26 protein-coding genes are annotated in these 25708 nt (G+C 57.7%); 7 read left to right on the top strand and 19 right to left on the bottom strand.

Annotated elements, in window-relative coordinates:
• Positions 1-10: 10 nt before the first annotated feature.
• Positions 11-745 carry an outer membrane protein assembly factor BamD gene (locus DFR26_RS03775; RefSeq protein ID WP_181898980.1) on the top strand — a complete coding sequence of 245 codons (735 nt, stop codon included), beginning with the start codon at positions 11-13 and terminating at the stop codon, positions 743-745.
• Position 746: 1 nt separating this feature from the next.
• Here the strand turns inward: DFR26_RS03775 and DFR26_RS03770 are convergent, their stop codons facing one another.
• On the bottom strand, positions 747-3212 hold the full coding sequence (locus DFR26_RS03770; protein WP_116207585.1) for a hypothetical protein: 2466 nt from the start codon (positions 3210-3212) through the stop codon (positions 747-749).
• A 76-nt stretch (positions 3213-3288) separates the two neighbouring features.
• Positions 3289-4944, bottom strand: coding sequence for an NAD+ synthase (locus DFR26_RS03765; protein ID WP_116207584.1), 1656 nt, complete (start codon positions 4942-4944; stop codon positions 3289-3291).
• A gap of 74 nt (positions 4945-5018) precedes the next feature.
• On the opposite strand from DFR26_RS03765, the gene DFR26_RS03760 reads away from it, so the two are divergent.
• Positions 5019-5294, top strand: coding sequence for a PP0621 family protein (locus DFR26_RS03760; RefSeq protein WP_116207583.1), 276 nt, complete (start codon positions 5019-5021; stop codon positions 5292-5294).
• Between the two features lie 7 nt (positions 5295-5301).
• Here the strand turns inward: DFR26_RS03760 and thiO are convergent, their stop codons facing one another.
• From thiO to murJ, 11 genes are all read right to left on the bottom strand, one after another.
• Positions 5302-6390: a glycine oxidase ThiO gene (thiO, locus tag DFR26_RS03755; protein WP_181898979.1), complete on the bottom strand. Its 1089-nt coding sequence runs from the start codon at positions 6388-6390 to the stop codon at positions 5302-5304.
• Between the two features lie 10 nt (positions 6391-6400).
• Positions 6401-6982 (bottom strand): GspH/FimT family protein, encoded by a 582-nt coding sequence (locus tag DFR26_RS03750; protein WP_181898978.1) that lies wholly within the window; start codon positions 6980-6982, stop codon positions 6401-6403.
• Complete coding sequence (locus DFR26_RS11075) at positions 6979-7452, bottom strand: hypothetical protein (RefSeq protein WP_181898977.1); 474 nt, start codon at positions 7450-7452, stop codon at positions 6979-6981. Before DFR26_RS11075 ends, DFR26_RS03750 begins: the two co-directional genes overlap by 4 nt.
• The gene (locus DFR26_RS03745; protein ID WP_116207580.1) at positions 7442-8239 is read right to left on the bottom strand and encodes a hypothetical protein; all 798 of its coding nucleotides are present in this window, start codon (positions 8237-8239) and stop codon (positions 7442-7444) included. Before DFR26_RS03745 ends, DFR26_RS11075 begins: the two co-directional genes overlap by 11 nt.
• Positions 8221-8715: a type IV pilus modification PilV family protein gene (locus DFR26_RS03740; protein WP_116207579.1), complete on the bottom strand. Its 495-nt coding sequence runs from the start codon at positions 8713-8715 to the stop codon at positions 8221-8223. Before DFR26_RS03740 ends, DFR26_RS03745 begins: the two co-directional genes overlap by 19 nt.
• An 88-nt stretch (positions 8716-8803) precedes the next feature.
• A complete protein-coding gene (gene ispH, locus DFR26_RS03735; protein WP_116207655.1) occupies positions 8804-9754 on the bottom strand; it encodes a 4-hydroxy-3-methylbut-2-enyl diphosphate reductase in 951 nt (316 codons plus the stop codon).
• A gap of 59 nt (positions 9755-9813) precedes the next feature.
• Positions 9814-10272: an FKBP-type peptidyl-prolyl cis-trans isomerase gene (locus DFR26_RS03730; RefSeq protein WP_116207578.1), complete on the bottom strand. Its 459-nt coding sequence runs from the start codon at positions 10270-10272 to the stop codon at positions 9814-9816.
• Complete coding sequence (gene lspA / locus DFR26_RS03725) at positions 10269-10835, bottom strand: signal peptidase II (RefSeq protein ID WP_425453342.1); 567 nt, start codon at positions 10833-10835, stop codon at positions 10269-10271. The genes DFR26_RS03730 and lspA overlap by 4 nt, the downstream gene beginning before the upstream one ends.
• On the bottom strand, positions 10828-13650 hold the full coding sequence (gene ileS / locus DFR26_RS03720) for an isoleucine--tRNA ligase (RefSeq protein WP_116207577.1): 2823 nt from the start codon (positions 13648-13650) through the stop codon (positions 10828-10830). The genes lspA and ileS overlap by 8 nt, the downstream gene beginning before the upstream one ends.
• Before the next feature lie 9 nt (positions 13651-13659).
• Positions 13660-14670 (bottom strand): bifunctional riboflavin kinase/FAD synthetase, encoded by a 1011-nt coding sequence (ribF, locus tag DFR26_RS03715; protein WP_116207653.1) that lies wholly within the window; start codon positions 14668-14670, stop codon positions 13660-13662.
• A 52-nt stretch (positions 14671-14722) separates the two neighbouring features.
• A complete protein-coding gene (murJ, locus tag DFR26_RS03710; protein WP_116207576.1) occupies positions 14723-16312 on the bottom strand; it encodes a murein biosynthesis integral membrane protein MurJ in 1590 nt (529 codons plus the stop codon).
• Positions 16313-16491: 179 nt separating this feature from the next.
• Here murJ and rpsT point away from each other — a divergent pair, with 179 nt between their 5' ends.
• Positions 16492-16758: a 30S ribosomal protein S20 gene (rpsT, locus tag DFR26_RS03705; RefSeq protein ID WP_116207575.1), complete on the top strand. Its 267-nt coding sequence runs from the start codon at positions 16492-16494 to the stop codon at positions 16756-16758.
• Positions 16759-16848: 90 nt separating this feature from the next.
• Positions 16849-17568: a helix-turn-helix domain-containing protein gene (locus DFR26_RS03700; protein WP_116207574.1), complete on the top strand. Its 720-nt coding sequence runs from the start codon at positions 16849-16851 to the stop codon at positions 17566-17568.
• Positions 17569-17571: 3 nt separating this feature from the next.
• Here DFR26_RS03700 and DFR26_RS03695 read toward each other — a convergent pair whose 3' ends face one another.
• The 6 genes from DFR26_RS03695 to rplU all read right to left on the bottom strand — a co-directional run bounded on the left by DFR26_RS03695 (position 17572) and on the right by rplU (position 22426).
• Positions 17572-17769, bottom strand: coding sequence for a hypothetical protein (locus tag DFR26_RS03695; RefSeq protein ID WP_116207573.1), 198 nt, complete (start codon positions 17767-17769; stop codon positions 17572-17574).
• Between the two features lie 112 nt (positions 17770-17881).
• Positions 17882-19198, bottom strand: a complete 1317-nt coding sequence (locus DFR26_RS03690; RefSeq protein ID WP_116207652.1) for a cytochrome P450 — start codon at positions 19196-19198, stop codon at positions 17882-17884.
• A 183-nt stretch (positions 19199-19381) separates the two neighbouring features.
• Positions 19382-20521 (bottom strand): glutamate 5-kinase, encoded by a 1140-nt coding sequence (proB, locus tag DFR26_RS03685; RefSeq protein ID WP_116207572.1) that lies wholly within the window; start codon positions 20519-20521, stop codon positions 19382-19384.
• Positions 20522-20538: 17 nt separating this feature from the next.
• Complete coding sequence (cgtA, locus tag DFR26_RS03680; protein WP_116207571.1) at positions 20539-21768, bottom strand: Obg family GTPase CgtA; 1230 nt, start codon at positions 21766-21768, stop codon at positions 20539-20541.
• A 60-nt stretch (positions 21769-21828) separates the two neighbouring features.
• Positions 21829-22089 carry a 50S ribosomal protein L27 gene (rpmA, locus tag DFR26_RS03675; protein WP_116207570.1) on the bottom strand — a complete coding sequence of 87 codons (261 nt, stop codon included), beginning with the start codon at positions 22087-22089 and terminating at the stop codon, positions 21829-21831.
• A 25-nt stretch (positions 22090-22114) separates the two neighbouring features.
• Entirely contained in the window at positions 22115-22426 is a 312-nt protein-coding gene (gene rplU / locus DFR26_RS03670; RefSeq protein WP_116207569.1) for a 50S ribosomal protein L21, read from the bottom strand.
• A gap of 246 nt (positions 22427-22672) precedes the next feature.
• Here rplU and DFR26_RS03665 point away from each other — a divergent pair, with 246 nt between their 5' ends.
• The 3 genes from DFR26_RS03665 to bcsG all read left to right on the top strand — a co-directional run bounded on the left by DFR26_RS03665 (position 22673) and on the right by bcsG (position 25708).
• A complete protein-coding gene (locus tag DFR26_RS03665) occupies positions 22673-23638 on the top strand; it encodes a polyprenyl synthetase family protein (protein WP_116207568.1) in 966 nt (321 codons plus the stop codon).
• A 95-nt stretch (positions 23639-23733) separates the two neighbouring features.
• Positions 23734-24111, top strand: a complete 378-nt coding sequence (locus DFR26_RS03660) for a response regulator transcription factor (RefSeq protein WP_181898976.1) — start codon at positions 23734-23736, stop codon at positions 24109-24111.
• Between the two features lie 10 nt (positions 24112-24121).
• Complete coding sequence (gene bcsG / locus DFR26_RS03655; RefSeq protein WP_116207566.1) at positions 24122-25708, top strand: cellulose biosynthesis protein BcsG; 1587 nt, start codon at positions 24122-24124, stop codon at positions 25706-25708.

Raw genomic sequence — 25708 nt, 5'->3', positions numbered from 1 at the left:
GGATGAATTCATGAAAAAGCTTTCACGTTTAGCCCTCGCCGCCGCCGCTGTTATAGTAACCGCGTGTGCCGCGCAAAAGCCTATTGTTAAAACCGAAGCCGACTACTACAACGAGGCACATGAGGCCCTAAAAGACGGCAACTACAGTGTTGCTGTGGCTGGCTATGAAGCGCTCGAGTCACAATATCCGGTGGGTAACTTCACTGAGCAGGCGCAGCTTGAGCTTATTTATGGTCGCCATATGCAGGGCGATTACGCCAGCGCGATTGCTGCCATTGATCGCTACTTACGACTGCATCCGGAGTCGGCCAACCTCGACTATGTGCTGTATTTGCGTGGCTTATCGAATTACGCGATTGACCAAGATGCGATTTTGAAGCGCCTCCCCGTCAATATGGCGCATCGTGACATGGGTCAAGCTCGAGTCGCCTTTGACGACTTCCGCCAGCTCATCACCCGCTACCCCAACAGCCAGTACAATGCCGATGCGCGCCAACGCATGGTGTATTTGCGCAATCAGTTTGCCGAAGCCGAGCTGCATGTGGCGCGTTATTATGAGACCCGCGGTGCCTATGTGGCGGTGATTAACCGCGCACGCTGGGTGGTTGAAAACTACCCAGAAAGCCAGGCCGTTCCCGAGGCGCTTAGCCTATTAGTAAAAAACTACACCGCACTGGGCATGACGGACCTTGCCGCACAGGCAAAAGCCTTGCTGCGCAGCAATACCCCGAAAAAAGCCGGCTAGTTTAAGGCTCCGCCTGTTTACTTAGCCGACGCCGATACGCCTTCAGCGTTGGCCCTGCGATAGCTTGCGTTTGCCCCAACCAGTGCAGCTGTCCCGTTGCACTGACCACTGGTGCCGCTGGTGCTGCTGCCGAGCTGCCAAGCTCTGTCACCTTGGCCATTGATGCGCCCTTCCGCCACGGTAGCTCATACAGCGTCGTGCTTATTTGTGCGGCCAAACACGGTGCTGGCGGCGCGGATGCCGCCTCTACTGTCAACACGATTTGTCCTGCCAGCCAGCGCGGCGATAGCCCGATCATCGATGTATCGGTAAAATGACGCTGCCAGCCTATGCTATGTGCCGGTGGCGCAGTCGCGGAACGCCAACGTGGTAGGCTAGCCAGTAGCAATGGTGACTCGCGATCCTCATCGAGCCACGCGAACACATGCACAGGGTCTGTGGCTACGTGCTGGCCGGCCAGCGTTAAGGCAACACGAGCGCGCCCATTGGCATCGCGCTGTATGGAAAGGTCTGGTCTTGTGATCTGCGCCACCGCTGCGGAATTTTCTGAGGTCTCAGCAATGATGGTTGGCGGCTCAAACAGGGCATCGGACTGGTTCGCCCGAAGACGCCATATACGCCCTAAATGATCTACCGCATAGGCCTGCAGACGTTGCTGCCACGTGATAAACGACCATGGCTGAGGCCACTGCGGCGCATCAGCTGGGCTAATGGCCTGCCAACGACGCTCACCGGTGCGGCCATTTATTTGCAGCAAATGCACCATGTCATGTGTCGTGCTCGTATCGACTGGATGCACGCCCAGCAGCAACTCCGGTGGGGCATTTGATCCAGATACAGACGGCAAAATGCTCAGGCTATCGACGACTACATCATCAAGCGTCAGTGCTAATACAATGGGCCGCTCAGGCTGGCGTAGATCTAAAGCGATCAACCGCCCGGCCTGTAGCGCATAGAGAATGCGCTCGCCCGAGGCGCCGCGCCATAACTGCAAGGCATCAGCGCTGACCGACTGAGGCTGGCTCGCCGACTTATCGCGCAATGCGTCGCGATAAGCCTGCCATGAGCTCGGCTGCCAGCGCCAAAGCAATTCGCCATCATCACCATCGCGCAGCCAGAGTGTGGCATCGGCTGCCAACCATGCCAAAAACTGTGCACGCCCTGTGGCAGATGTTGGATCGGCACCCGCATCAATCAGCAATGGCTGCCCTATCGCCACGGCGTTTATTGATGGCTCCGTGGCCTCGCGTACGGAGAGTTGGTCATTCGGCCCCAACGCGGTATCGGTCAAGGTCACACCAGCGTGCGACGCCGATCTTGCCCGCTGCTGTAGCGTTGGTTGATAGGCGCTGATGTCATCACAGTCGGCCGGCGCCTGACAGCGCATAAAGCCATGATCGCCAGGCCATAACGCGCGCCCTAATCGTGGTGCAGCGTATTGCACATCGGCACCTAAAAATTGGCCCTGATGCTGCCGCGCCTGCACACGATACGGCTGCATGGGGCCTTGCAATGTAGCATCTAACCACTGCGTGATTGCCACCGCACGCGTATCACTTGATGCATCAATGAGCAGGCCGTTACGGCCACCGCACGCCTCCGGCAACAGCGCCGGACGAAACATCACCGCCGTCTCTTTGGGCACAGCCGTACCTTGCACGTGGGCCTGAAGCTTAGCGGGCAGATCCGCGACAGATTGTGTGCGCGCGCCATTGTGCATGAGCAAGCTCTGCAATACGCGCTGCCATTGCGCTCGACCACTCAAGACCGCCGATGGACTCTCCCAACTGAGCCGCCAACGCGCCGGTCGCGCCGCCTGTATCGGCGCAATTGACCATGGCGAGTCGCTGCTCACACGCACAGTCAGTGTCGCCACAGCAGCCTGCGCTAGCGGCCACGGCTGCATTAAGTCGCTCAATGACACGGTGATATGGTCGCCGTTGTCAATAGCCACGAGCGCTTGGCTGGCGCTGTCTGCCAGCGTGACATCCACCGCATAAGGCCCTTGCGGCGGCCCCATGCGCGGCAGCCAAAGTTCAGCGCGCACATCACGCACGACCTCGCCAGGCAGCGGCAGTTGCAGCACTATTTGCTCACCCACTGACTGCGCTTGCGTTATGTGTACTTGGCGATGGCGGCTTTCATTTGGCCATACGCGCGTGAGATTGAGCGGCCACGGCGCCATCAACTCGCGCACCGCCCATTGCCCTTGTGCATCTGGAACACCAGCAAGCAAACCAATGCCAACGCCATCGGCGGGTAGCGGCCTTAGGCTTTGCGCTGGCTGGCCCGGTGCCGTGCCGTCAAACCATTGCTGAAGTGGCTCAATGGCTAGCGGCAAACGGGTATCGATGGCCCACCACAGCGCCGGAGTAGGCGCTGGCGGCTCCGGAAAAAAACGCGCCAGGGCATCAGCACGCACGCCAGCCCCTACCAGCAAACAACCGAGCAAGACGAACACCCGCATGACACTCGCCTCCTTGCGAGAGCAACCTATTTAAAAGGTAGTCATGCAGTGTCGCTGGCGCTAGGGCGCATCGAAATTATTTGCCAATTGTCCAGCCATTAACGATGGGGTAGCGCCGATCTTTGCCAAAGCCGCGCCGACTAATGCGCGGCCCGACGGCCGCTTGCCGACGTTTGTACTCATTAATATCAACTAAGCGCAGCACATGGCGCACCTGCTCGGCCTCAAAACCGGCGGCAATGATGTCGTGGGCACTTTCATCGCACTCAACATAGCGACGCAAAATCTCATCGAGCACGGGATAAGGCGGCAGAGAATCTTCGTCTTTTTGATCCGGTGCCAGCTCCGCCGACGGTGGCCGATCGATTACCCGTGTCGGCACAATCTCGGCCTCACCGGCAGCCGTAGCTTGGGCATTACGCCAACGACACAGCTCAAACACCATGACTTTTGGTACGTCTTTAATAACGGCGAAACCACCCGCCATGTCGCCATACAGCGTGCAATACCCCACCGACATCTCCGACTTATTGCCGGTCGGTAAGACCAAATAACCGAGCTTATTTGAGATGGCCATGAGCAGAACACCACGCGTGCGCGCCTGCAAATTTTCTTCGGTGGTATCGCGACCTAGACCTGAAAATGTATCGCTGAGGGTGCTACTAAAGGCCTCGACCATCGCCGCAATGGGCAAGCTGCTGTAATGCACACCCAAGCGTGCTGCTTGCTCAGCGGCGTCGTGGCGACTGATGTCGGCGGTATAGTGATACGGCATCATCACGGCTCGCACACGCTCAGCGCCGAGCGCATCCACGGCAATGGCTAATGTCAGCGCCGAATCGATGCCGCCAGACAAGCCCAAAACCACACCTTTAAATCCACTTTTTGTGACGTAATCGCGCAACGCAAGCACCAGCGCCTGATAAATCGAGGCCGGTGTATCGGGCAATTGAGCCTGTGTTGTTGCCAATAGCTGACGACTGGCCAGATCGATATCGACCACATATATGCCCGCTTCAAATTGCGGCGCTTGCATGGCCAGATCACCCGAAGCCTGCAGCGCAAATGAGCCACCGTCGAAGACCAGCTCATCTTGGCCGCCCACCACATTGCAGTACAACACCGGCAGGCTCAGCTCGCGCGCGCGCTCGGCCACTACGGCGAGGCGCTCCTGCGCTTTACCCACATGAAACGGTGAGGCATTCAGGTTGATGAGTAGCTCTGCGCCAGCAGCCTTGGCAGCACGTGCCGGCTCAGGATGCCAAATATCCTCGCAAATAGTCAGGCCAATGCGTAATCCGTGACAATCAAAGACGCAGGCGTCGTGGCCGGCGACAAAATACCGGCGCTCATCAAATACTTCATGGTTGGGTAACTTGTGCTTCACGTAACGCGCTATGCGCTCACCATCACGCAACACCCAGGCGGCATTCTCAAGGCCTGATGGGCCGCGCTCCGGCAAGCCAAAAACCATCGTGATGCCATGCACACTGCGCAGCTGCTCAATGGCATCCGTCACGCGCGCAGACAAACTGGGCCGCAACAGCAAGTCCTCAGGCGGATAGCCGGTGAGGCTGAGCTCGGGAAAAATAATGACGTTAGCGTGAAGCTGGTCGCGGGCATGAATCGCCTGCGCCATCATTTGTGCGGTGTTACCAGCAATATCGCCGACTAGGAAGTCGAGCTGAGCGAGCGCGAAGCGCAATGAGGCATGGCTTAATACTTGAGACATAACAATATCAGTTTGCAGTTGGCACGAAGTTGCCTAGGATAGTCGAGTACGCGCATTGGCAGAAGGAATCTCGCATGTTGGGCATTATTCGTCTCATTATTTTATTGGCCTTGGGTTGGCTGGCCTATCGCTATATTCGCCGCTTTTTGGCGCTCGACAAACCCGCAGAACGCGACGCAACGTCATCAGACTCGCGCCCAGAGGCAGGCAATCAGAGCCTGCCCATGCAGCGTTGCGCACAATGCCAAGTGCATTTGCCCGAGGGTGAAAGCACGCGCTCGAGCGGCCACTATTTCTGCTCCGATGAGCACCGCGATGCCTGGTTAGAAGCCAATCCCAAAGACCGTTAAACGCGCGCTAATCAGGCGCCAACGGTGCATAGGCTGTCGGGTCTAAACGTGGCTGACGCGATAGCACCAAGTCACTGATCAACGCCGCCGAGGCAGGCGCCAGTACCAAACCATTGCGATACTGACCGGCGTTGACCCAGACCCCAGGCTGCTCTGGCACAGCGCCAATATACGGAATTCCATTGGGGGAGCCCGGACGTAAGCCGGCCCAATGCCGCACCGGCGGCTGTGCGGTGAGGCCTGGCCACAGCGTTGCGGCGACAGCCTCTAATTGCTCGCGCGCTTGCGCGGTGGTGCGATCATCAAAGCCGGTTTCTTCTAGCGTCGAGCCACACAGCACCAGGCCATCTTGACGCGGAATGAGGTAGTGGCCATCACGCAAAATCATGCTTGGAATGCTGCCGGGGGCGACCTGATACTGCAGCATTTGTCCGCGCACAGGACGGATAGGCAATGCTGATCGCGCCAGAAGCTTTGCCGTCCAAGCACCCGCACAGACAACGATTGCATCCGCTTCAATGCGCTCGCCAGAAGCAAGCGTAACCGATGCCGAGGCGTGGCCGCGCGCTCCGGCGATGGCTATGACTGCTGTTTGTGGGCGCAATTGCACATGACTGTGACGGGTCAAATCAGCAATCAGCGCCTTTAATAAGCGCGGATTTCTAATCTGCGCGATGTCTGGAAAAAACACACCGGTGTCGGCATCGTGCGCCAAACCCGGCCAACGATCACGCAAATGCGCATGATCCACCCGCTCAACCCGGGCATGATTTGCCTGCGCCCAGACCATGGCATCCCGTGCATCATCGGGATTAACAAACAACAGCCCTGAGGTCAGCAGCTCACTGTCGATGCCGACGCTGTCATATAGCTCGCGCTGCAAGTTCGGATAGGCGGCTTGTGCCCAGCGCGACAATGCCGTGACCGCGGGAGCGTAGCGCCAAGGATATAACGGCGAAACAATACCGCCGCCAGCCCATGAGGCCTGCTGGGCAAGATCACCTTGGTCACAGAGCATAATCTCGACGTTGGCCTGCGCTAACTCGCGCGCCGTCAATAGGCCATTAATGCCCGCCCCAACCACCACTATTCGCATACTCACCCTCTCATGAAAGCCACCCGCACGCCTGCCGCGCCGACCGTAACACTGATGCGCGCTCTTGGCTCGGGCGGCGAATACGCATGCGCCCGGACTTGCTAACAATGACTTGCCGCAAGGCCGCTTCGTCGACGACCGGCGGGCACAATGTAAACGTGCCATTCGATAGCACCGCATCGCCCTGCGCACTCCACACATGCCAATCGTGACGGCGAAAACTACGCCAAATAACCCGCCATGACGGCGGAATATCAGGCGTCATGCTGAGCACACGCTCACCCGCTTGGCGCTGACCGTCGGCGTTATTGTCGTGAAACACCAGCCAAGCCGCGCGCCACTCCGACTGACATTGACGGCCATCGGCACTGGCGCAAATCACCCAGGCCCGCCGACTATGCAATGCTCGCTGGCGCAATTGCTCCATGGCCAGCACCCAACTTGCCGTCCATTGTCGCGCCTGTTGCTGCCGCTGCCACGAACCAGCCCATGCAAATCCCGCGCTAAGCATAATACCTGTGAGTACGAGTGCGATAAGCCATTCGCTCAACAACGCACCGCGCTGCATGGTCACCCGTGGCCAATGTGTCATGGCAAACTCCGTTGCTCGTATGTGTATTGCCAGCGACTGACGCGATCGCCGGCACTCGTTGCCTGAATAGCTAACTGGTAACGCTGCGTGATGAGCCCCGGCCAGGTCGCCACAGGCTCGCCCACTGGTGTCAAACGCCATGCCCATCGCGCCTTGGCGGCATCAATGCAAGGTGTTTGGGTGAAGGCATTTCGCGAGTTGTCGTCGCAGGCGCTGCGAATCAGCGTGCTTAGCGGATGCCACAGTGCTTGCTCATCTGCCGCGGATACACGCAGCAATGGCAAGCGCTGCAAGTGCTCGGCAATGTGCTCAACCAAGAGCTCACGCTGCCAATACGCCTCTATGCGCTGCACCGATAAGCCGCTGGCTGCGCCCTGTTGAATACTAAAAATAGCCAACTGCGCAAGGCTGCCTAAAATAACCACCACCAGCCATAACACATGACCAGCCTGCTGCCGCCTAGGGCACATGATTGAGCATCCAGGTCATTGTCAGCGTGTGTTGCGCGCGACGTTCGCGCAGCGGTTCGATGGCCGGTCCCTGCCAAGTCGGTGGCGCAGCCCAACGCCGATCCCGCGAAAACTCGGTGTCGCTGGTTGTCCAGATAGCTGCTCGCAAACCAACAGGTGTTATGACGCCCGTCAAGGCATCCACCGAGTCCCACTCAGACGCGACTAATGGACTGTTTGCTGACCCTTGCGCGAGGATCGACCAATGAATAGCGCTGACACCCGACATCAAGACAATGCCGGCATCGCCCAGAGCATGACAACCAGAGCTATCACAGTAGCCGGCGTCACAAGCCAAGGCCCACAATGGCGAGACGCTTTCACGACGCAAAAATAATCGGCTAATTTGACGTGCGCCAAGCGCCGTACGGCGACCCTCGCAATCGAAATCATCACGCTCATCCAGAACTCGACGTTGCAGCAGGAGTTGATCGCTCGGCACGCGCCCGGTATCGGCCTGCGTTGTCGGCCACCAAGCCGATAACGCCGGATCATCGAGCCCCAAAGGGTGCACGCCGCCAGCACCCGCCGTGCTAACCATGCGCTCGAGGCGTTGCATCAACCAATAACTTGCTTCTTGCAGCTGCGCCGGCACACGCTGCGACATGGCAAGTACGAGGCTGCTTTGCACCCAAGCTAATGCTGCCGCCAACACCAAGGCACCAAGCACGGCTGCCAATGCCCATTCGGCAATGGCAATGCCACGCTGGCTAACTCGCCGCGAGCGCCTCATGGCGGCAATAGCCATTGCATGCAGCGCTCTGTGCGCCGCGGCGTGCGCTGACCATTGCAGGTGGTTCGCCCCCAGCCCAACCACAGGCAATCCGCCAACCATTCACGGCAGGGATGAATGCGCCACTGCGCGCGAGATAGGCCCTTAAGCATGGCGGCCACCCAGGCCACATCGGCTTGCGCGCGCGCAGCTGCGGAGCAAGCCGCTTGTGTGCAGCGAAAGTCATCGCCAGCAGCAGCTAAGCCCTGAGCAATAGCCGCACGGTAGTGATTTGTCGACGCGCCATTGAGCTGCCAACGCAGCGATAATTCGCGCAACGCAACAATCGCTTGCAGCCGCTGACTGGCATCGCGCTGAATAAGCTTGGCCTGCTGATGCGCTGCTAACAGTCCGGTGAGCGCCACCAGCATGAGCGTAAAGGCAATCAGCGTCTCGGGCAGACCCAAGCCACGCTGCTGCCATCTGCGCGCAGGATATCGCCGGCTCGCCATCGCGCCTCCCTCCGCCGTGCAACACCATGTGCACGCCTACCTAAAGGGTGGCAAAGATTTTCGCGATTGCTAGGGCGCGCGTGGAAAATCACACGGCTTTGATGGGAATACGTAGCTCTTTGGGCATCGAAAACACGACATTCTCAGGGCGGCCATCGAGCTCGAGCGGCTTGGCACCGCCCCATTCGCCCAAACGATCAATGACTTGGCGAATCAGCACTTCCGGCGCCGACGCCCCGGCGGTCACGCCCACAGCGCCAACGCCATCGAGCCAGGACTTATTGATCTGCTCGGCGTTATCGACCAAATACGCGCGGGCGCCAATACGCTCGGCCAACTCACGCAGTCGGTTGGAGTTCGAAGAGTTTGGCGAGCCCACGACCAGCACCACTTGGCATTGCTCAGCCAGCGTTTTCACGGCGTCTTGGCGATTTTGCGTGGCGTAGCAAATATCATCTTTACGTGGGCCTTGAATCTGCGGGAACTGCGCGCGCAAAGCATCGATGACACGCGCGGTATCATCGACCGAGAGCGTGGTTTGCGTAACAAAAGCTAAGTTTTCAGGGTTGTTGACCTGCAATTTCGCGACATCGGCCTCATCTTCGACCAAATAAATAGCGCCGCCATTGCCCTTGTCGTACTGACCCATGGTGCCTTCCACTTCGGGATGCCCCGCGTGGCCAATGAGAATCGCCTCGGTGCCGGTGCGGGCATAGCGCGCAACCTCCATATGCACTTTGGTGACTAATGGACAGGTGGCATCGAAGACTTTCAGACCACGGGCACTGGCTTCATCTTGCACGGCTTTTGACACACCGTGCGCAGAAAAAATCACGATGGCGTCATCGGGGACTTGCTCAAGCTCATCGACAAATACCGCGCCGCGCTCGCGCAAATCATCGACCACAAATTTGTTATGAACGACTTCGTGGCGCACATAAATTGGGCGACCAAAGACCTCCAGTGCACGATTGACGATCTCGATGGCGCGGTCGACACCGGCGCAAAAACCGCGGGGATTGGCGAGCTTGATATCCATGATGATCTCCATGTTGCGGTAAAAGGTGCGACGAGTGGCGAACTCCGCCATCCAAGCGCTTAGTTCAACGTCACCGGCTTGGCGTCGGCGTCGGTAACGCGCAACACATCGACCTCAAAAACCAACTCACGACCCGCCAACGGGTGGTTGAAATCCACTTCCACGGCATTTTCTGGCAAGCTTTTAATGACGCCGGGCAGCTCGGCACCGCTGGCATCGGCGAACTGCATGACCATGCCCGGCTCCAAGAGCTGCTCGCCAAACTGATGGCGCGGGAAATGCTGCACATTGTCTTCCTGCCAAAGCCCAAAACCATCCACAGCAGCAATGACAAAACGCCCTTGCTCGCCCGCCTGCATACCCTCCATGGCTTTCTCGAAGCCGGGCAACAAATTGCCATCGCCAAACTCAAACGTGGGCGGTTCGCTGCGCTCGTGGGTACTGTCGAGCACCTCACCGGAGCTTAACGACACGGTAAAATGCAGGCTGACACGCGTGCCTGGACCGACTTTGCTCATTGCTGATGCTCCTGTGCTTTTGCCGCGCGCTCGCGACGTGGCTCAAAAATTAGGCTATCGATGATCAACATAATCGCGCCCACGGTGATGCCACAGTCGGCAATATTGAACGCCGGAAAATGCCAGTTCTGCCAATAGACATGGATAAAATCGACGACATAGCCCTGCACTAGGCGGTCATGAAGGTTTCCCACCGCGCCGCCTAAGAGCAGCGCCAAGGCCAGTGGCAGCCAACGCGAGCCGCGCGGTAAGCGCGCCATCCAAATGATTAGCGCGACACTCACCACCACCGCGATGCCGACAAAAAACCAGCGCTGCCAGCCACCGGCATCATGCAAAAAGCTAAACGCGGCGCCGGTATTGTGCGCCAGCGTCCAATTCAAAAACGGCAAGATCTCGATGGATTGCCCGTAATACAAGCTCGAAGACGCCCAGGCCTTGGTGTAGAAATCGGCGACATAAATGAGTACCGCCAGCCACAACCAATTCAGCGGGCGATCGAGGATGGCGCGCAAGCCGCTCGGCGGAGTCATAGGTTCCTGTGGCACATTAGGCTTAGGCATAATGACGCTCCTCGCCGGCACCGCAGACATTGCTCACGCAGCGCGCACAAATCTCTGGATGCTCGTTGTGCTGACCAATATCATCGCGGTAATGCCAGCAGCGCACACACTTAATACCCGCCGATGCGGTGACGCTAACGCGCAGGCCATCGAGCTCGCTGGCCTCACCGCCGCTGGCCGATAGGGGCATGACCGTGGCGCTGGAGGTGATCAGCACAAAGCGCAGTTCGTCGCCGAGGGCGTTGAGCGTCTCGGTGATGGCTTCATTGGCATACAGCACGATGTCGGCTGAGAGCCCCGAGCCGATTTCTTTGCGATTACGCGCGGCTTCAATCTGCTTATTGACCGCCGATTTTACCGCCAAGACATCCTGCCAATAGGCTTGGGTGAGCATTGGCTCGGTGCCGGGTAAGCGCGCTAGGCCGTCATACCATTCGCTCAAAAATACCGAGTCTTCACGCGTACCGGGCAGCACTTCCCAGATTTCCTCGGCGGTAAAGCTCAAAATCGGCGCAGCCCAGCGCACAAACGCTTCGGCGATATGCCAGAGCGCGGTTTGCGTGGAGCGCCGCGCCAGCGACTGCGCCTGCGTGGTGTACTGACGATCTTTAATGATGTCGAGATAAAAACCACCAAGCTCATTGACGCAGAAGTTGTGCAGCTTGTGATAAATCTGGTGGAACTGGAAGCTGTCGTAGGCGGCAATCACGTCGTCTTGCAGGCTGGCGGCGGCATCGACCACCCAGCGATCGAGCGCCAGCATGTCATCGCTAGCCACGGCATCGCGCGCGGGGTCAAAACCACTTAAGTTCGACAGCAAAAAGCGCAGCGTGTTGCGGATGCGACGATAGCTATCGGACATGCGCGAGAGGATTTCATCGCTAACGGTCATCTCGCCGCGATAATCTGTGGCGGAGACCCATAAGCGAATGATGTCGGCACCCAATGTCTGCATGATTTTTTGTGGCGCGACCACATTGCCCACCGACTTCGACATTTTCCGGCCTTGGCCATCCACAGTGAAGCCGTGCGTGAGCACGGTCTTAAAGGGCGCGGAGCCATTGGCCGCGACGGCGGTGAGCAGCGAGGACTGGAACCAGCCGCGATGCTGATCCGAGCCTTCCAAATACAGATCGGCGGGATAGCGCAGATCATCGACGCGATTGAGCACGCAGCTGTGAGTAACACCGGAGTCAAACCACACATCAAGCGTATCGGTGACTTTGTCGTAATGCGCCGCCTCAGCACCCAAGAGCTCGGCGGCGTCCAAGGCAAACCACGCCTCAATGCCTTGAGCTTCGACCTTCAAGGCCACCGCTTCAATAAACTCGGCCGTGCGCGGGTGCAGCTCACCGGTTTCTTTGTGGACAAATAAAGTGATCGGCACGCCCCAGGTGCGTTGGCGCGAAATACACCAATCGGGGCGGCCCGAGACCATGCCCTCGATGCGCGCCTGACCCCATTCGGGCAGCCACTCGACCTGCCCAATGGTATCCATGGCGGCATCGCGCAGACCGTTTTGGGTCATGCTGATAAACCATTGCGGCGTGGCGCGGAAAATAATCGGCGTCTTATGGCGCCAGCAATGCGGATAGCTGTGCTGGAATTTGTTAAAACACAGCAATGGCGCACAGCCATCGGCTCGTGGCTCGCGCAGGGCCTCAACAATTGGCTCATTGGCCTTGTTTACGTGCAGACCGGCAAAGCGCGGCGTATTGGGCAAAAACACGCCATTGCCATCGACGGGGTTATCGACGGTGAGGCCGTAGCGTTTGCCAATCACGAAGTCATCTTGGCCGTGGCCGGGTGCGGTATGCACCGCACCGGTACCGGCATCGGCCGTCACATGCTCACCGACAATCACCGGCACTACGCGCTCATAGAGCGGATGGTGCAGTTGCAGGCCTTCTAGGGCTTGACCGCTGACGGTGGCGAGCACCTCAATATCGCTCGCCTCATAGCGCGCACAGGCATCGGCCACCAGCGTCTCGGCAAGCACGAGATGCCTGATCAGCCCTGCCACACGGGCTTTCACTACCGCGTAACTCAGCTCAGGATGCAGCGAGACGGCTTGGTTGGCCGGCAGTGTCCATGGCGTGGTGGTCCAAATCACCACCTCCGCCGAGGCAAGGGTTAAGCCCGTACGCTTGGCAAAATCGGCTACATCCGTTGCCGCGAAACCCACATCAATCGCCGCCGAGGTTTTGTCCTGATATTCCACCTCAGCCTCAGCCAAGGCCGAGGCGCAATCCATACACCAATGCACCGGCTTCATGCCCTTGTGCAAATGGCCATTGCTAGCAATCTTGCCGAGCACGCGAATGATGTCAGCCTCTTGGCCAAAGTTCATGGTCAGATACGGCTTGTCCCAATCGCCGAGCACACCTAAGCGCTGGAAGTCCAGCGACTGGCGCGCCACTTGCGAGGCCGCGTATTCGCGGCATTTTTCACGAAACTCCGCGGCACTGAGCTTAACGCCGGGCTTGCCAAACTTCTTCTCGACATTGAGCTCAATGGGCAGGCCGTGGCAGTCCCAGCCGGGCACATAGGGCGCATCAAAACCGCTCAAGCCCTTGGCTTTGACGATCATGTCTTTGAGGATTTTATTCACCGCATGGCCAATATGAATATCGCCGTTGGCGTAGGGCGGGCCATCATGCAGGGTGTATTTTGGTGCCCCCGCACGCGCTTGACGAATGCGCGCATACAGCGATTCCGACTGCCACGCCGCCACCCGCGCCGGCTCGCGCGTGGCGAGGCTGGCCTTCATGGCAAATTTGGTTTCCGGTAGATTCAGCGTGCTTTTATAGTCCATAGCCTGCAATTAATTCCCAGCGTGCGGTGTAAGAGATGAGCTGCTGGCGCGCGAGCCCTCAGCATCAGAAATAGTCTGCGGTGTGCACGCAGCCTCGGCGGTGAAATAGCCATGCGCAGCCACAACATCGGCCTCAATGGCAACTTTTAATGCCTCGAGCGACGCGAAGCGTTGCTCATCGCGCAGTTTGTGAGCAAAGCGCACCCGCAAGCGGCGGCCATAAATATCGCCACGATAATTTAGCAAATGCACTTCGCAGCGCGCCTGAATGCCGGCCACCGTGGGCCGCGTGCCCACATTAGCGACTGCCGGCAGTGCCTGCTCGCCAAGACCATCGACCCAAACCGCAAAGACCCCGCGCAACGGCAACACTTGGCGGCGCATGAGAATATTGGCGGTGGGCAGGCCCAGCGTGCGGCCGATTTTATCGCCATGGACAACATGCCCGGCAACAAAAAAATCACGTCCGGTGAGCGCCCGTGCCTGCGCGAAGTCACCCGCTGCGATGGCGGCACGAATGCGCGTGCTGCTCACGCGCTCACCAGCTAAGGTATGCGTGTCGAGTTCATCGACCTCAAAGCCATGCACAGCACCGGCGCGCTGCAATTGCGCATAATCGCCGCTACGGTCGCAGCCGAAGCGGAAGTCATCGCCGGCTAAGATGTATTTGGTTTGTAGCTTGGTCACGAGCAGGTCGTCGATAAAACCGGCCGCCGTATAGGCGCGAAAACGCGCATCAAAACGCACCAGCAAGACCCGATCAACACCAACACTTGCCAAAGTCTCGACTTTATCGCGCCACGTCATGAGCCGGCCGGGGGCTTGATCGCCAGCAAAAAACTCCTGCGGCTGCGGCTCAAAACACATGACCATAGCCGGCAAGTTCAAGCGCTCGGCCGCCCCACGCAGCTGCGCGATCATGGCCTGATGACCCGCGTGCACACCATCGAAATTGCCGATGGTGAGTGCGTGTGGCCCTAGGCTGGGGCGCAAATTATGAATGCCGCGGATTAAATGCATGGGCTGCTGCGTCGATTTCGCCAACTGAGCGCGTGAGTATACCGAAAGCGCATCAGGGATGCCGCAGCTCACGCGGGCGAAAGCCCACGGCCAACAATGCCGCCGCATAAGACGTGGCACCGGCGGCGCACACCAACAGCACCCAGCCCACGCGCGACCAGCCCTGCGCTGCCAGCCACCAGTCATTGCTGGGCGTGATGAACCAGAGCACCAACATCATGACCGTGTTGGCGAGGGCAAAGCGCAGCAGCAACGGCAACCAGCGCGCATCGAGACGATAAATGCCTTTTTGATGCAGGCCTTTGTAGAGCAAGCCGGCGTTGACAAAGGCTGCTAGCGTGCTCGCCAAGGACAAGCCGACATGATCCAAATGCCAGACCAACATGAGGTTGAAGACCATATTGGCGACCATGGCGATGATGCCAATGCGCACCGGCGTTTTCGTATCTTGGCGCGCATAAAACGCCGGCGCAAAGACCTTAATCAGCATGAAGGCCAAGATGCCGCCGGCCAGCGCCTGCAAGGCCATCGCCGACTTCACCACATCCTCCGCATCGAAGGCACCATGATGAAATAGCGAAGCCAGCAGCGGCTGCGCCAAAAAGCCCATCGCCAATGAGGCCGGCAAGCCGACCATCACGATCACTTTTAAGGCCCAGTCGATGGTGCCGCGAAACTCAGCATCGGACTTCTCAGAATGTTTCGCCGATAGCGTCGGCAGAATGACAGTCGCCACGGCAATGCCAATCAGCCCGAGCGGCAGCTCAGTGAGGCGCTCGGCGGTGTAGAGCCATGACACCGAGCCGCTGACCAAAAACGAGGCCAACACGGTATCGAGCAGCAAATTGATTTGGCTGACCGAGACGCCGAACATCGCCGGCACCATCAGCGTGAGGATGCGCTTAACCTCAGGATCTTGAAAATTCGGCTTAAAACGCGGCAATAAATTCAGTCGCTGCAATGGCCAAAACTGAAAGCCGAGCTGCACAACACCCGCGATCAATACGCCCCAAGCCAGTGCCATGATGGGCGTTGTCAATAACGGCGCTAGCCACACGGCGCAGCCAATCATGGTGATATTGAGCAAAACCGGCGTGAAGCTCGACACGCCGAAACGGCCATAGGTATTGAGAATACCTCCGGCAAACGCGGTCAGCGAAATCAGCAATAAATACGGAAAGGTCACGCGCAGCATGTCGGCGGCGAGATCAAACTTCAGCTCATCGCCGCGAAAACCGGGCGCGAAAACGAAGATAATGGCTGGCGAGAAGACAATGGCGATCACGCTGAGCGCACCAATCACCAGCGTCAGTGAGCCCGCCACATGATTGATGAGCACGCGCACGGCATCATCGCCGCGCTGACTGCGCACCTCGCTCAACACCGGCACAAAGGCTTGCGAAAAAGCGCCCTCGGCAAATAAGCGGCGCAGGAAATTGGGGATTTTGAAGGCCACCAAAAACGCATCCATGAGCCGGCTGGCACCGAATAAATTCATGAACACCATGTCGCGCACCAGGCCGGCAATGCGCGACAATAAGGTCATGGCGCTGACAATAAAGGTCGATCGCCATAAGCTAGCGGCGCGCGCAATCACAGGCGATACGGCTTTTGCCGAAGAAGGGTCAGGCGTGGTTGACATGTGAGCTCCAAGATCGTCCGCGATAGTAGCGCAGGCAGGCCTTGATTCGCTAGCAAGGCGGGTTGACTTATGATCATCTCAGCGGCATCATTGCGCGCCTGATTTTGGAACTCTTGAACACCTAGGTGTTTGCGCGGTTTCAGAACACTTTATAGTCCGATATTTATGGGAGCCGCCTGGTGGCCAACTCTGCACAAGCCAAAAAACGCGCACGTCAAAACGACAAGCAGCGTCTGCACAATGCGAGCCTGCGCTCCATGGTGCGTACCTACATCAAGAAAGTTGTGACTGCTATTGCCGGTGGCGATAAAGCCGTTGCGCAAGCTGCTTACACTGCCGCCGTGCCGGTCATTGACCGTCTCGCCGACAAAGGCATCATTCACAAAAACAAAGCCGCTCGTCATAAGAGCCGCTTGAATGCGCAGATCAAAGCCTTAGCCGCTTAAGCTCTTCGCTGTGAATGAAAAAGCCGGCTATCACGCCGGCTTTTTTGCGTCTACGATTACGCGCATGATTCATTGATCGTGAGCTAACGCATGTCATTGCACCCCGCCGCCACGCGATGCCTCGATTGCGGCCTGCAAAAACTCTGCTTTCCACCGAGCTTTGATGAAAGCGCCTTAACGCGCATCAGCCAGCTCGTGGCGCAACCTAGCGCCTTCAGCAAACATGACACGGTGTATCGCCTCGGCGACCCCATGACCGCGCTTTATGCGGTACGTTCTGGCGCCCTCAAAACCAGTATGTTGCTGGCCTCGGGCGAGGAGCAAATCACCGGATTTTACCTACCTGGCGAGGTGATCGGGCTCGATAATATGGGCCAAAGCCATTGCGCCAGTACCGCCACGGCGCTGGAGAAAACCACACTCTGTGAGCTGCCGGTAAGCGGCATCAGCCGACTGTCGCAGCAATTGCCGGAACTGCAGGGGCATTTGTTCCAGATCATGAGCACCGAGTTGCGCGCCGATTATCAGCGCTTGCATTTGATGGCGCAGGCCAGCGCCGAGGTGCGGGTGGTGAGTTTTATCTTGGGCTTATCGGCGCGTCAGCAGCAACGCCATTTAGCCGCGCATGAGCTGCGTTTAGCCATGAGTCGTGCCGATCTCGGCAATCATTTGGGGCTTGCGCTTGAAACCGTTAGCCGCGTGCTGTCGCAACTCGCCGCCGACGGCCTCATTGAGGTCCATGGCAAGCAACTTCGTATCCTCCATGCCGAAGCGCTCGCCGCGCGTGTTCAGGCATCCTGCCATGAATAAGCGTTAGTCGTGTGCGTAGCGTTGGTCGTGCCATGCGGTGTGTTTGACGGCGCTCACTGTTGGCTCATGGGCTAGCTCAATCGGGCCCTTCACTTGGCGCATCAGCGCAATGACCACAGCGCCAGGAATACCCACCGCACAAATTAAAATCACCGCCAATGACAGCGCACCACTCCAGGTTCCGACTAAATCCATCCACATGATCGTGTCTCCACGTTGTTTTCGATAGATTCATTAGAACGTAAGTGATGGCTGACTTTTTTGATCTGCGTCAACTTTCGCAACGCGCCCTGTTGTTGCTGTGTAAAGGTCTTTAGCGCATGCGTTGCCACTGTAACGGCAAGCCATCTTTTGGCTTAACAATCGGTACCATTTGGTTTTTCAGCTCATAATCTGCCGGCAATGACCAGCGAAAGCCGCGCAATAGCTGGTGCATGATGGCTTTGATTTGCACATTCGCGAAGTGCTGCCCCAAACACATATGCGCGCCACCGCCAAACGGCACGTACTGAAACATATGCTGCTTGTGTTCGCCGCGCGCAAAACGCTCGGGATCGAAGCGAAATGGGCTGCTCCAGTAGTCATCCATAAAATGCGTGTGCAAGGGAAACACGCCAACGCTAGTGCCCTTGGCAATAAAATGCCCTTGAAACTCACAATCCGCCGTGGCTTGGCGCGGCATAGAGGTCAGCGGCGGATACAAGCGCAGCGCCTCTTTAATGCACAAATCCAAGGCGGGCAAACGCGCCAAATCCTCAAAGCTCAGCGTCTCGCCCAAGGCCTGGCTCTCCTCACGCACGCGCGCCTGCCATTGCGGATTCATCGCCAGCGCATAGAGCAGCGAGGTCAACGTCGATGTGGTGGTGTCGTGCGCGGCCATCATCAGAAAAATCATGTGATCGATGACTTCCTGATCACTGAATTGATGGCCGTCTTCATCGCGGGCATGACAAAACTGACTGAAGAAATCCGGGCTATCGCTAGCGCGCTTGCTCGCCATGAGGCGTTGAAAATACGCCACCAAGGTCTCGCGCCCTTTCACGCCGCGCCACATGCTAAACGGCGGAATCGGCAGGCGAATCAGCGCCAGCGAAGCCTCCACCGTGTCGACAAAAGCTTGGTTGATGCGCTGCGCCTCGGCACCCACGGCCTCACCCATAAACACCGACGTGGCGATGTCTAGCGTGAGTTGCTTGATGTGCTCATAGGCCATAAAGCGCGGATGGCTCTGCCAATGCGACAGCCGCTCAGCAATGGCCGGCTGCATATGTTCGAGGTAGCGCAGCAAAGCCGGCTGCTTAAATGCTTGCTGCATGATGCGCCGCTGCAAACGATGCTCGGGGTCGTCCATAGACATAATGGCGCCAGGAAAGACGCCATCAATAAAATACGCCCAGCCGCCGTGACTGGAGAAAATGCCGTCGCGATTTTGCAGCACAAACTGATTGGCCTCAGGCCCAAGCAGCACCGTAACGTCGATCATGATATGCGTGCGAAACGCCAAGCCATGGCGCCTTTCTAGCGTGCGGCAAATGGCCAGCGGGTCGCTCATAAACTGTGGCAAATAGCCAATCAACGGTAGGCCGCGCGCATGCGGCGCTCGCATTTTTGATGACACAACAGAAGACATAATGACCGGCTCAGGCAACACGTGAGCCACTGTGATAGCAAGCGCCATCGCAGCCGTCAAGGATTGTCTGACAATCTTGCAGGAGCTAGGGGCTTATTGTGACGCCCATTTGGGCTCGCCGCGCCTCAGCACTACTCCTCTCAACACGACTTTTCAGCACCGCTTTTTTTAACACCGCTTTTTTTAACACAGCACCATATTGTCGCGATGAATCAGCTCGGGCGCATCGACATAGCCCAAGATCGCCTCAATGCGCTCCGAGGCCTGACCGGCAATACGCCGCGCTTCATCAGCGCCGTAATTCACCAAACCCAGTGCAACCTGCTCGCCAGCATCATCAAAACACGCCACCACTTCACCGCGCTGAAAACTGCCTTCAACTAAGCGCACACCGACCGGCAATAAACTTCGCCGGCCTTGCCGCAAAGCCGCGACGGCACCGGCATCGAGCTGCACTCGGCCGGCCACCTGCAAATGCCCCGCCAGCCATTGTTTGCGCGCCGCCAGCCGATCTTGCTCCGGTAATAATAAGGTGCCGAGCACTTCGCCCTGCTTCAGGCGTGGCAAGACTTGATGGCCCGAGCCACTGGCAATCACCGTGGCGCAACCCGAACGCGCCGCCAAGCGCGCCGCGCGCACTTTCGTGATCATGCCACCGCGCCCGAGTGCGCCCCCGCCACCAGCCATTTTCAGTAAGCGCGCATCGAGCGCCTGCACCTCTGGCAAGAGCACGGCATTGGCGTCATGGCGCGGGTCGCGATCAAACATGCCCTCTTGATCGGTGAGAATGATCAGTGCGTCCGCTTCCACGAGATTGGCCACCAGCGCGGCGAGCGTGTCGTTATCGCCAAAACGAATTTCGTCGGTGGCCACCGTGTCATTTTCATTGATGACCGCGATCACGCCCCAGCTCATCAGCGTGCGCAAGGTGCTGCGCGCGTTCAAGTAGCGCTTGCGATCGGCGAGGTCATCGTGGGTGAGCAAGACTTGTGCGGTGCGCACCTGATGCTCGCGAAAATGCGTTTCGTAGGCCTGCACCAAACCCATCTGACCAATGGCCGCGCAGGCTTGCAAGGCCGGCACACTGTCGGGGCGCTGCGACAAGCCCATGCGCACCATGCCCTCAGCGACGGCGCCAGAGGAGACTAAAATGAGCTCAATGCCTTGGTTCTTAAGCGCGACCATTTGCTCGACCCACGCCGCCATGGCGCGCTGATCGAGGCCTTGGCCATTGTCGGTGAGCAGTGCCGAGCCAATTTTCACCACCCAGCGCTTGGCGTGCTGCAAGCGATGGCGCTGAGAGGAAACAGATGCGTGTGACATGGGAGCGGCCACCACTCTTAAGGTCGGTAAATAATTTCCGGCGCGTCTTCGGCGTCTTCGTCGAGGTCATCGTCGTCATCGTTCAGTTCGCTGGGATCAATCCCTAAGCGAATGGCACGACGCTCAGCCGAACGGCGCACCTCCAGCTCACGAATACGCTCGCGGCCTTCTTGTACCATGCGCTCGCGCTTGGCCTGCTCAGCCTCGGCCAAGACCGGATCAATGTCTTCAGCGGCGCGTTGTTCTTCAATTGCATCCATCAAGCGATAACACACCGCCATGGCGCCATCGCGCGTGAGGCCTGATGTGCGGAAAATCGGGCCATTCCAGTTCAGGCGCGCCACGATATCATTGCAACGTGCATCAACTTCTTCTGCCGATGGCAGCAAGTCGGTTTTGTTTAAAATCAGCCAGCGAGGCAGCGAGGCCAAGGTTGGCGAAAACTTCTCCAGCTCATTGGCAATGACCTCCACGGCGTGCACCGGATCGGTTTCGTCGTAGGGCGCAATATCAACTATATGCAGCAAGAAACGCGTGCGCGCCAAATGCTTGAGAAAGCGAATGCCAAGGCCTGCGCCATCAGAGGCGCCTTCGATTAAGCCGGGAATATCGGCCATGACAAACGAGCGATGGCGATCGACATCGACCACGCCTAAATTCGGCACCAACGTAGTAAACGGGTAATCAGCAACCTTGGGCTTGGCAGCAGATACGGCGCGAATGAACGTCGATTTGCCGGCATTGGGTAGGCCGAGCAAGCCCACATCGGCGAGCACTTTGAGCTCAAGACGCAGCTCATGCATTTCACCTTCAATGCCGTCGGTGGTTTTGCGCGGTGACCGGTTTGTTGAGCTTTTAAAGTTGATGTTACCGAGGCCGCCGCGACCGCCGCGCGCCAGCAAAATACGCTGACCATCTTCGGTGAGATCACCAAAGACTTCGCCGGTGACCTCATTGAGCACGGTAGTACCAATGGGTACGCTGAGCGTGATGTCTTGACCGCTGCGGCCGGTGCAGTTTGCGCCGCGACCATTGACGCCGCGTTCGGCACGAAATGAACGGGTGTAGCGATAGTCCACCAGCGTATTAACGCCCACATCGGCTTGCGCCCAGACTGAGCCGCCGTGGCCGCCATCGCCGCCATCGGGGCCGCCGAAGGGGATGAACTTCTCACGACGGAAGCTCATGCAGCCATTGCCGCCATCGCCTGCCGTTATCTTGATCACTGCCTCATCGACGAACCGCATGACATCTCTCCGAAAACAAAAAAGCCCCGCGCAGGCGGGGCTTTTGCAAACCAAAGCGCCTTAGGCGTTTGCTTCAACCACAACATACTTACGGTTGAACTCGCCTTTGGTGACGAACTTCACCACGCCATGCGCTTTCGCGAACAAGGTGTGGTCACGGCCCATGCCGACGTTTTCGCCAGCCCAAAACTGTGTACCGCGTTGACGGATGATAATACCACCCGCTTGGATTTGTTGGCCGCCATAGACTTTCACGCCAAGTCGTTTGGCTTCTGAATCGCGACCGTTACGGGTGGAACCACCGGCTTTTTTATGTGCCATGTCTGTTTCTCCTGCCGTTCAGCGCTTAAACGCTGATACCTGTGATTTTCAATTCAGTGTAGTACTGGCGATGACCGGCTTGACGACGGTAATGCTTACGACGACGGAATTTGACGATACGAATTTTGTCATGACGACCGTGATCTAACACTTCAGCAGTGACTTTCGCGCCGGCCACAATCGGTGTACCGACTTGAATATTGTCACCGTTAACAACCATCAGCACGTCATCAAACGTGACCGTTTGACCTGGCTCGATGTTTAACAATTCGACTTTCAGGCGTTCGCCTTCGACTACACGGTGCTGCTTACCACCGCTTTTAATTACTGCGTACATTTCTTGGCTCCAACCAGTCTATCGAAACAGGTCGCCGCCGGTTAGGGCAGCCGTTGTGCTCTAGGGAATGAGCACCCGCATTCGAGAATTTCGCAAGGCGCGCAATCTTAGTGAAAACCGCCGCGTTACGCAAGCTGTCGCGCCGCTTATCTGTGCTTTGGCGCAATTATGCCCGCCGCCTTATGGCCGCGCCGCGCCGTGACTGGTAGGATTCGCATCCTTATTGTGCCCACGTAAAACTGCACCATGGATTTCAACGCTATTTTAGCTCTCGTTCGCGATGATTTCGCCGCTGTCGACGCTTGCATCAAGCAGCAACTGGAGTCGCGCGTGCCACTCGTCAGCGAAGTGGGCAGCTATATTGTGCAAAGTGGCGGCAAACGTCTGCGGCCATTAGTCACCTTGCTTACTGCGCGCGCCTGTGGATTTAACCACGGCAACGCCCCTGTGGTCATGGCCGGCGTCATTGAGATGCTGCACACCGCCACACTTTTGCACGATGACGTCGTTGATGATTCCAACCTGCGCCGCGGACGAGCCACGGTTAATGCCCATTGGGGCAACGCCACCGCCGTGTTGGTGGGCGATTATTTGGTGGCTCGCGCCTTTCAAATGATTGCCAGCCTGAAAAGTCAGGCGGTGTTCGACATCATGAGCGACGCCACCTGTGTTATTGCCGAGGGTGAGGTGTTGCAGCTGATCAATCAGCACGATCCCGACACCACCGAACAGCGCTACCTTGACGTCATTCATGGCAAGACCGCCAAGCTTTTTGAAGCCGCTGCTGAATGTGCCGCCGCGCTCACTGAGCCCAGCCATCGTGGCGCCATGGCCGCCTACTCGCGTCACTTAGGTGCTGCCTTCCAAATCATCGATGACGTGCTCGACTACACCAGCTCGGCCTCCGTGATGGGCAAAAATGTTGGCGACGACCTCGCTGAGGGCAAGCCCACGCTGCCACTCATTCAAGCCATGAAAATTGCCGCACCACACGAAGCTGACATGGTCCGCGACGCCATTCGCACCGGCGGCTTGGAGCACCTGCAAGAAATTATTGATCTCGTGCAACGCTGCGGCGCGCTGGACTACAGCCTGGCGCGGGCTAAGGCCGAGTCTGATGCCGCCATTGAGGCGCTCGATTCACTGGAACATTCCATCTGGCGCGATGCGCTTGCCGACCTAGCGCGCGCCGCACTGGTGCGAACGCACTAGCGCTGTCAATGACCAAGCCAGACATTTACTTCTGAGATAGTGCTACACTTTGCGGCCTGTAATCATTTATATGAATGCATCCTCAAGGGATTTTTATGTCTCGTCGCACGATTTTATTGATTGAAGATGATGAGCTAATTGCCGGTCTCGTCAGGCTCTTAGTTGAACGCCTAGGCCATGAATTAGTGTGGGCACCCGATGGCGAAGCCGGCAAACAGATGCTGCAAACGGCGGCTGCCGATATCGTGATATTAGATATATTACTGCCCTACCTCGATGGCTTTGCACTCCTCAAAGCCCTGCGCGGCGATCCAAAAACCGCTGAATTACCGGTCCTAGTGCTGACGGGCAAAACCAGCGAAGCCGACATTGCTCGTGTGGTAGAAGCCGGAGCCAACGACTTCCTAGCCAAGCCTTTTCAGCCCAATGAGCTAAGCCAGCGCCTCACTCGGCTGCTGCGCCGACTCGGCTAAGGACACCACCATGGGTTTGTGGAACGGCTACTTTATTGCCAAGCTCAGCTTGTTCTACACCGATGTCATTGACTTCAGTATTTGGCTAAACCTCGCGCTTGCCGCCCTCGTTCTTGTGCCCTTGGTCAAAACGCGCTGGCGCGTTTTGCGCTTATTCGTTTCGATCCCAGCGGCCATAGCACTACTGTATGCCGATACCCGCCTGCCGCCCTTTTCACGACTGCTCGCACAGCAGCAAAACGTCGAACAGTTTAGCCTCAGCTATGTTGTTGAACTGACCAGCCGCTTTATTAACCCCAGCACCGTGTTATTGATCGTTGGCTTGTTTTTATTGGCCTATATACTGGCACGCAAACTGCGGCTTACTACGTTTGTAGTCTTGGCTATTTGGCCCGCTATTCCACTGTTTCAGGCCTGGCAACATAGTCTGATGCAGCAACAAGCGCCAACGCAACTGGCGACGACGCCCAACGCCTCACCCGCCAGCATCGCACCGCCCGGTGCCTCAGGCGCCATCAATGACGTGGCAATTGATCAAGCCTTAGCGGCGTTTTACAGCACGCAAGGTCAGCGGCAAGTGAGCTTTTTGCGGCCCGACAAAACGCCCGTGTTTGATGTCCTGATTGTGCAAATTTGCTCATTGGCATGGGATGACTTGCTGATGACGGATAACGACCGGTCGCCGTTGCTCGATCATACGGATATCTTGCTCAAACGCTTCAATACCGCCACGTCGTACAGCGGCCCCGCGGCTATTCGGCTGCTGCGCTCTACCTGCGGCCAAACGTCCCATGACGCACTGTATGAGCCAACCACGGCGAATTGCTATTTGTTTAATCAGTTTGAGCAGGCCGGCTTTAGTAAGCACTTGCTGCTCAATCACGACGGCGTGTATGGCGACATGCTTGGTGAGATTCAGCAGTTTGGCGGCCTAAATATCTCGCCTGACGCCAACTCGCCGGCGAAAACGCAATGGCTCGGCTTTGATGGTTCAGCCATTAAAAACGACTTCGATGTGCTCAATGGCTGGCTGCAACGTCATCCGCATAACGCCGATGCACCACAGGCTCTGTACTACAACACCACCAGCCTGCATGACGGCAATCATCCGCCCGGCACAGCCTCTGCACACGGCTCAGCGAACCAATACGGGGAGCGAGTGCAGCGCTTGATGAGCGATCTTGACCAACTCATTAGCACCTTGGAAACCCAGCAACGCCCGACACTGCTGGTGATGATTCCCGAGCATGGCGCGGGGGCGCGCGGCGATCGCATGCAAATTCCGTTTATGCGTGAAAACCCAAGTCCGGCCATCACACTCGCGCCCGTGGCGCTGCGCTTTGTGGGTCTAGAGAAAACACCGCGCCCCATCACCATCGACCAACCCACCAGCTATATCGACCTGGCTGGCCTATTGGCGGATGTCATTGCGCAAGACCCTTACCGCAACCCCAGCGTCACAGCGGCCACATTAGCGGCCAGCATGACCAGCACGCCCTATGTATCAAGCAATGAAGCCGTGACGGTGGTGCGTTATAGCGATGCGTACTATTTGCGCTACCAGGGCGGTGCTTGGGCGAATTACCGCTACCAATAA

Source organism: Paraperlucidibaca baekdonensis (assembly GCF_003387535.1).
Taxonomy (GTDB): domain Bacteria; phylum Pseudomonadota; class Gammaproteobacteria; order Pseudomonadales; family Moraxellaceae; genus Perlucidibaca; species Perlucidibaca baekdonensis.
This window is presented reverse-complemented; position numbering and strand designations above follow the sequence as displayed.

What these genes read in the sequence shown, in the direction of transcription:
- DFR26_RS03775 (WP_181898980.1), top strand. Translation starts at nt 11, where the DNA reads ATGAAAAAGCTTTCACGTTTAGCCCTCGCCGCCGCCGCTGTTATAGTA.
- DFR26_RS03770 (WP_116207585.1), bottom strand. Translation starts at nt 3,212, where the DNA reads ATGCGGGTGTTCGTCTTGCTCGGTTGTTTGCTGGTAGGGGCTGGCGTG.
- DFR26_RS03765 (WP_116207584.1), bottom strand. Translation starts at nt 4,944, where the DNA reads ATGTCTCAAGTATTAAGCCATGCCTCATTGCGCTTCGCGCTCGCTCAG.
- DFR26_RS03760 (WP_116207583.1), top strand. Translation starts at nt 5,019, where the DNA reads ATGTTGGGCATTATTCGTCTCATTATTTTATTGGCCTTGGGTTGGCTG.
- thiO (WP_181898979.1), bottom strand. Translation starts at nt 6,390, where the DNA reads ATGCGAATAGTGGTGGTTGGGGCGGGCATTAATGGCCTATTGACGGCG.
- DFR26_RS03750 (WP_181898978.1), bottom strand. Translation starts at nt 6,982, where the DNA reads ATGACACATTGGCCACGGGTGACCATGCAGCGCGGTGCGTTGTTGAGC.
- DFR26_RS11075 (WP_181898977.1), bottom strand. Translation starts at nt 7,452, where the DNA reads ATGTGCCCTAGGCGGCAGCAGGCTGGTCATGTGTTATGGCTGGTGGTG.
- DFR26_RS03745 (WP_116207580.1), bottom strand. Translation starts at nt 8,239, where the DNA reads ATGGCTATTGCCGCCATGAGGCGCTCGCGGCGAGTTAGCCAGCGTGGC.
- DFR26_RS03740 (WP_116207579.1), bottom strand. Translation starts at nt 8,715, where the DNA reads ATGGCGAGCCGGCGATATCCTGCGCGCAGATGGCAGCAGCGTGGCTTG.
- ispH (WP_116207655.1), bottom strand. Translation starts at nt 9,754, where the DNA reads ATGGATATCAAGCTCGCCAATCCCCGCGGTTTTTGCGCCGGTGTCGAC.
- DFR26_RS03730 (WP_116207578.1), bottom strand. Translation starts at nt 10,272, where the DNA reads ATGAGCAAAGTCGGTCCAGGCACGCGTGTCAGCCTGCATTTTACCGTG.
- lspA (WP_425453342.1), bottom strand. Translation starts at nt 10,835, where the DNA reads ATGCCTAAGCCTAATGTGCCACAGGAACCTATGACTCCGCCGAGCGGC.
- ileS (WP_116207577.1), bottom strand. Translation starts at nt 13,650, where the DNA reads ATGGACTATAAAAGCACGCTGAATCTACCGGAAACCAAATTTGCCATG.
- ribF (WP_116207653.1), bottom strand. Translation starts at nt 14,670, where the DNA reads ATGCATTTAATCCGCGGCATTCATAATTTGCGCCCCAGCCTAGGGCCA.
- murJ (WP_116207576.1), bottom strand. Translation starts at nt 16,312, where the DNA reads ATGTCAACCACGCCTGACCCTTCTTCGGCAAAAGCCGTATCGCCTGTG.
- DFR26_RS03700 (WP_116207574.1), top strand. Translation starts at nt 16,849, where the DNA reads ATGTCATTGCACCCCGCCGCCACGCGATGCCTCGATTGCGGCCTGCAA.
- DFR26_RS03695 (WP_116207573.1), bottom strand. Translation starts at nt 17,769, where the DNA reads ATGTGGATGGATTTAGTCGGAACCTGGAGTGGTGCGCTGTCATTGGCG.
- DFR26_RS03690 (WP_116207652.1), bottom strand. Translation starts at nt 19,198, where the DNA reads ATGTCTTCTGTTGTGTCATCAAAAATGCGAGCGCCGCATGCGCGCGGC.
- proB (WP_116207572.1), bottom strand. Translation starts at nt 20,521, where the DNA reads ATGTCACACGCATCTGTTTCCTCTCAGCGCCATCGCTTGCAGCACGCC.
- cgtA (WP_116207571.1), bottom strand. Translation starts at nt 21,768, where the DNA reads ATGCGGTTCGTCGATGAGGCAGTGATCAAGATAACGGCAGGCGATGGC.
- rpmA (WP_116207570.1), bottom strand. Translation starts at nt 22,089, where the DNA reads ATGGCACATAAAAAAGCCGGTGGTTCCACCCGTAACGGTCGCGATTCA.
- rplU (WP_116207569.1), bottom strand. Translation starts at nt 22,426, where the DNA reads ATGTACGCAGTAATTAAAAGCGGTGGTAAGCAGCACCGTGTAGTCGAA.
- DFR26_RS03665 (WP_116207568.1), top strand. Translation starts at nt 22,673, where the DNA reads ATGGATTTCAACGCTATTTTAGCTCTCGTTCGCGATGATTTCGCCGCT.
- DFR26_RS03660 (WP_181898976.1), top strand. Translation starts at nt 23,734, where the DNA reads ATGTCTCGTCGCACGATTTTATTGATTGAAGATGATGAGCTAATTGCC.
- bcsG (WP_116207566.1), top strand. Translation starts at nt 24,122, where the DNA reads ATGGGTTTGTGGAACGGCTACTTTATTGCCAAGCTCAGCTTGTTCTAC.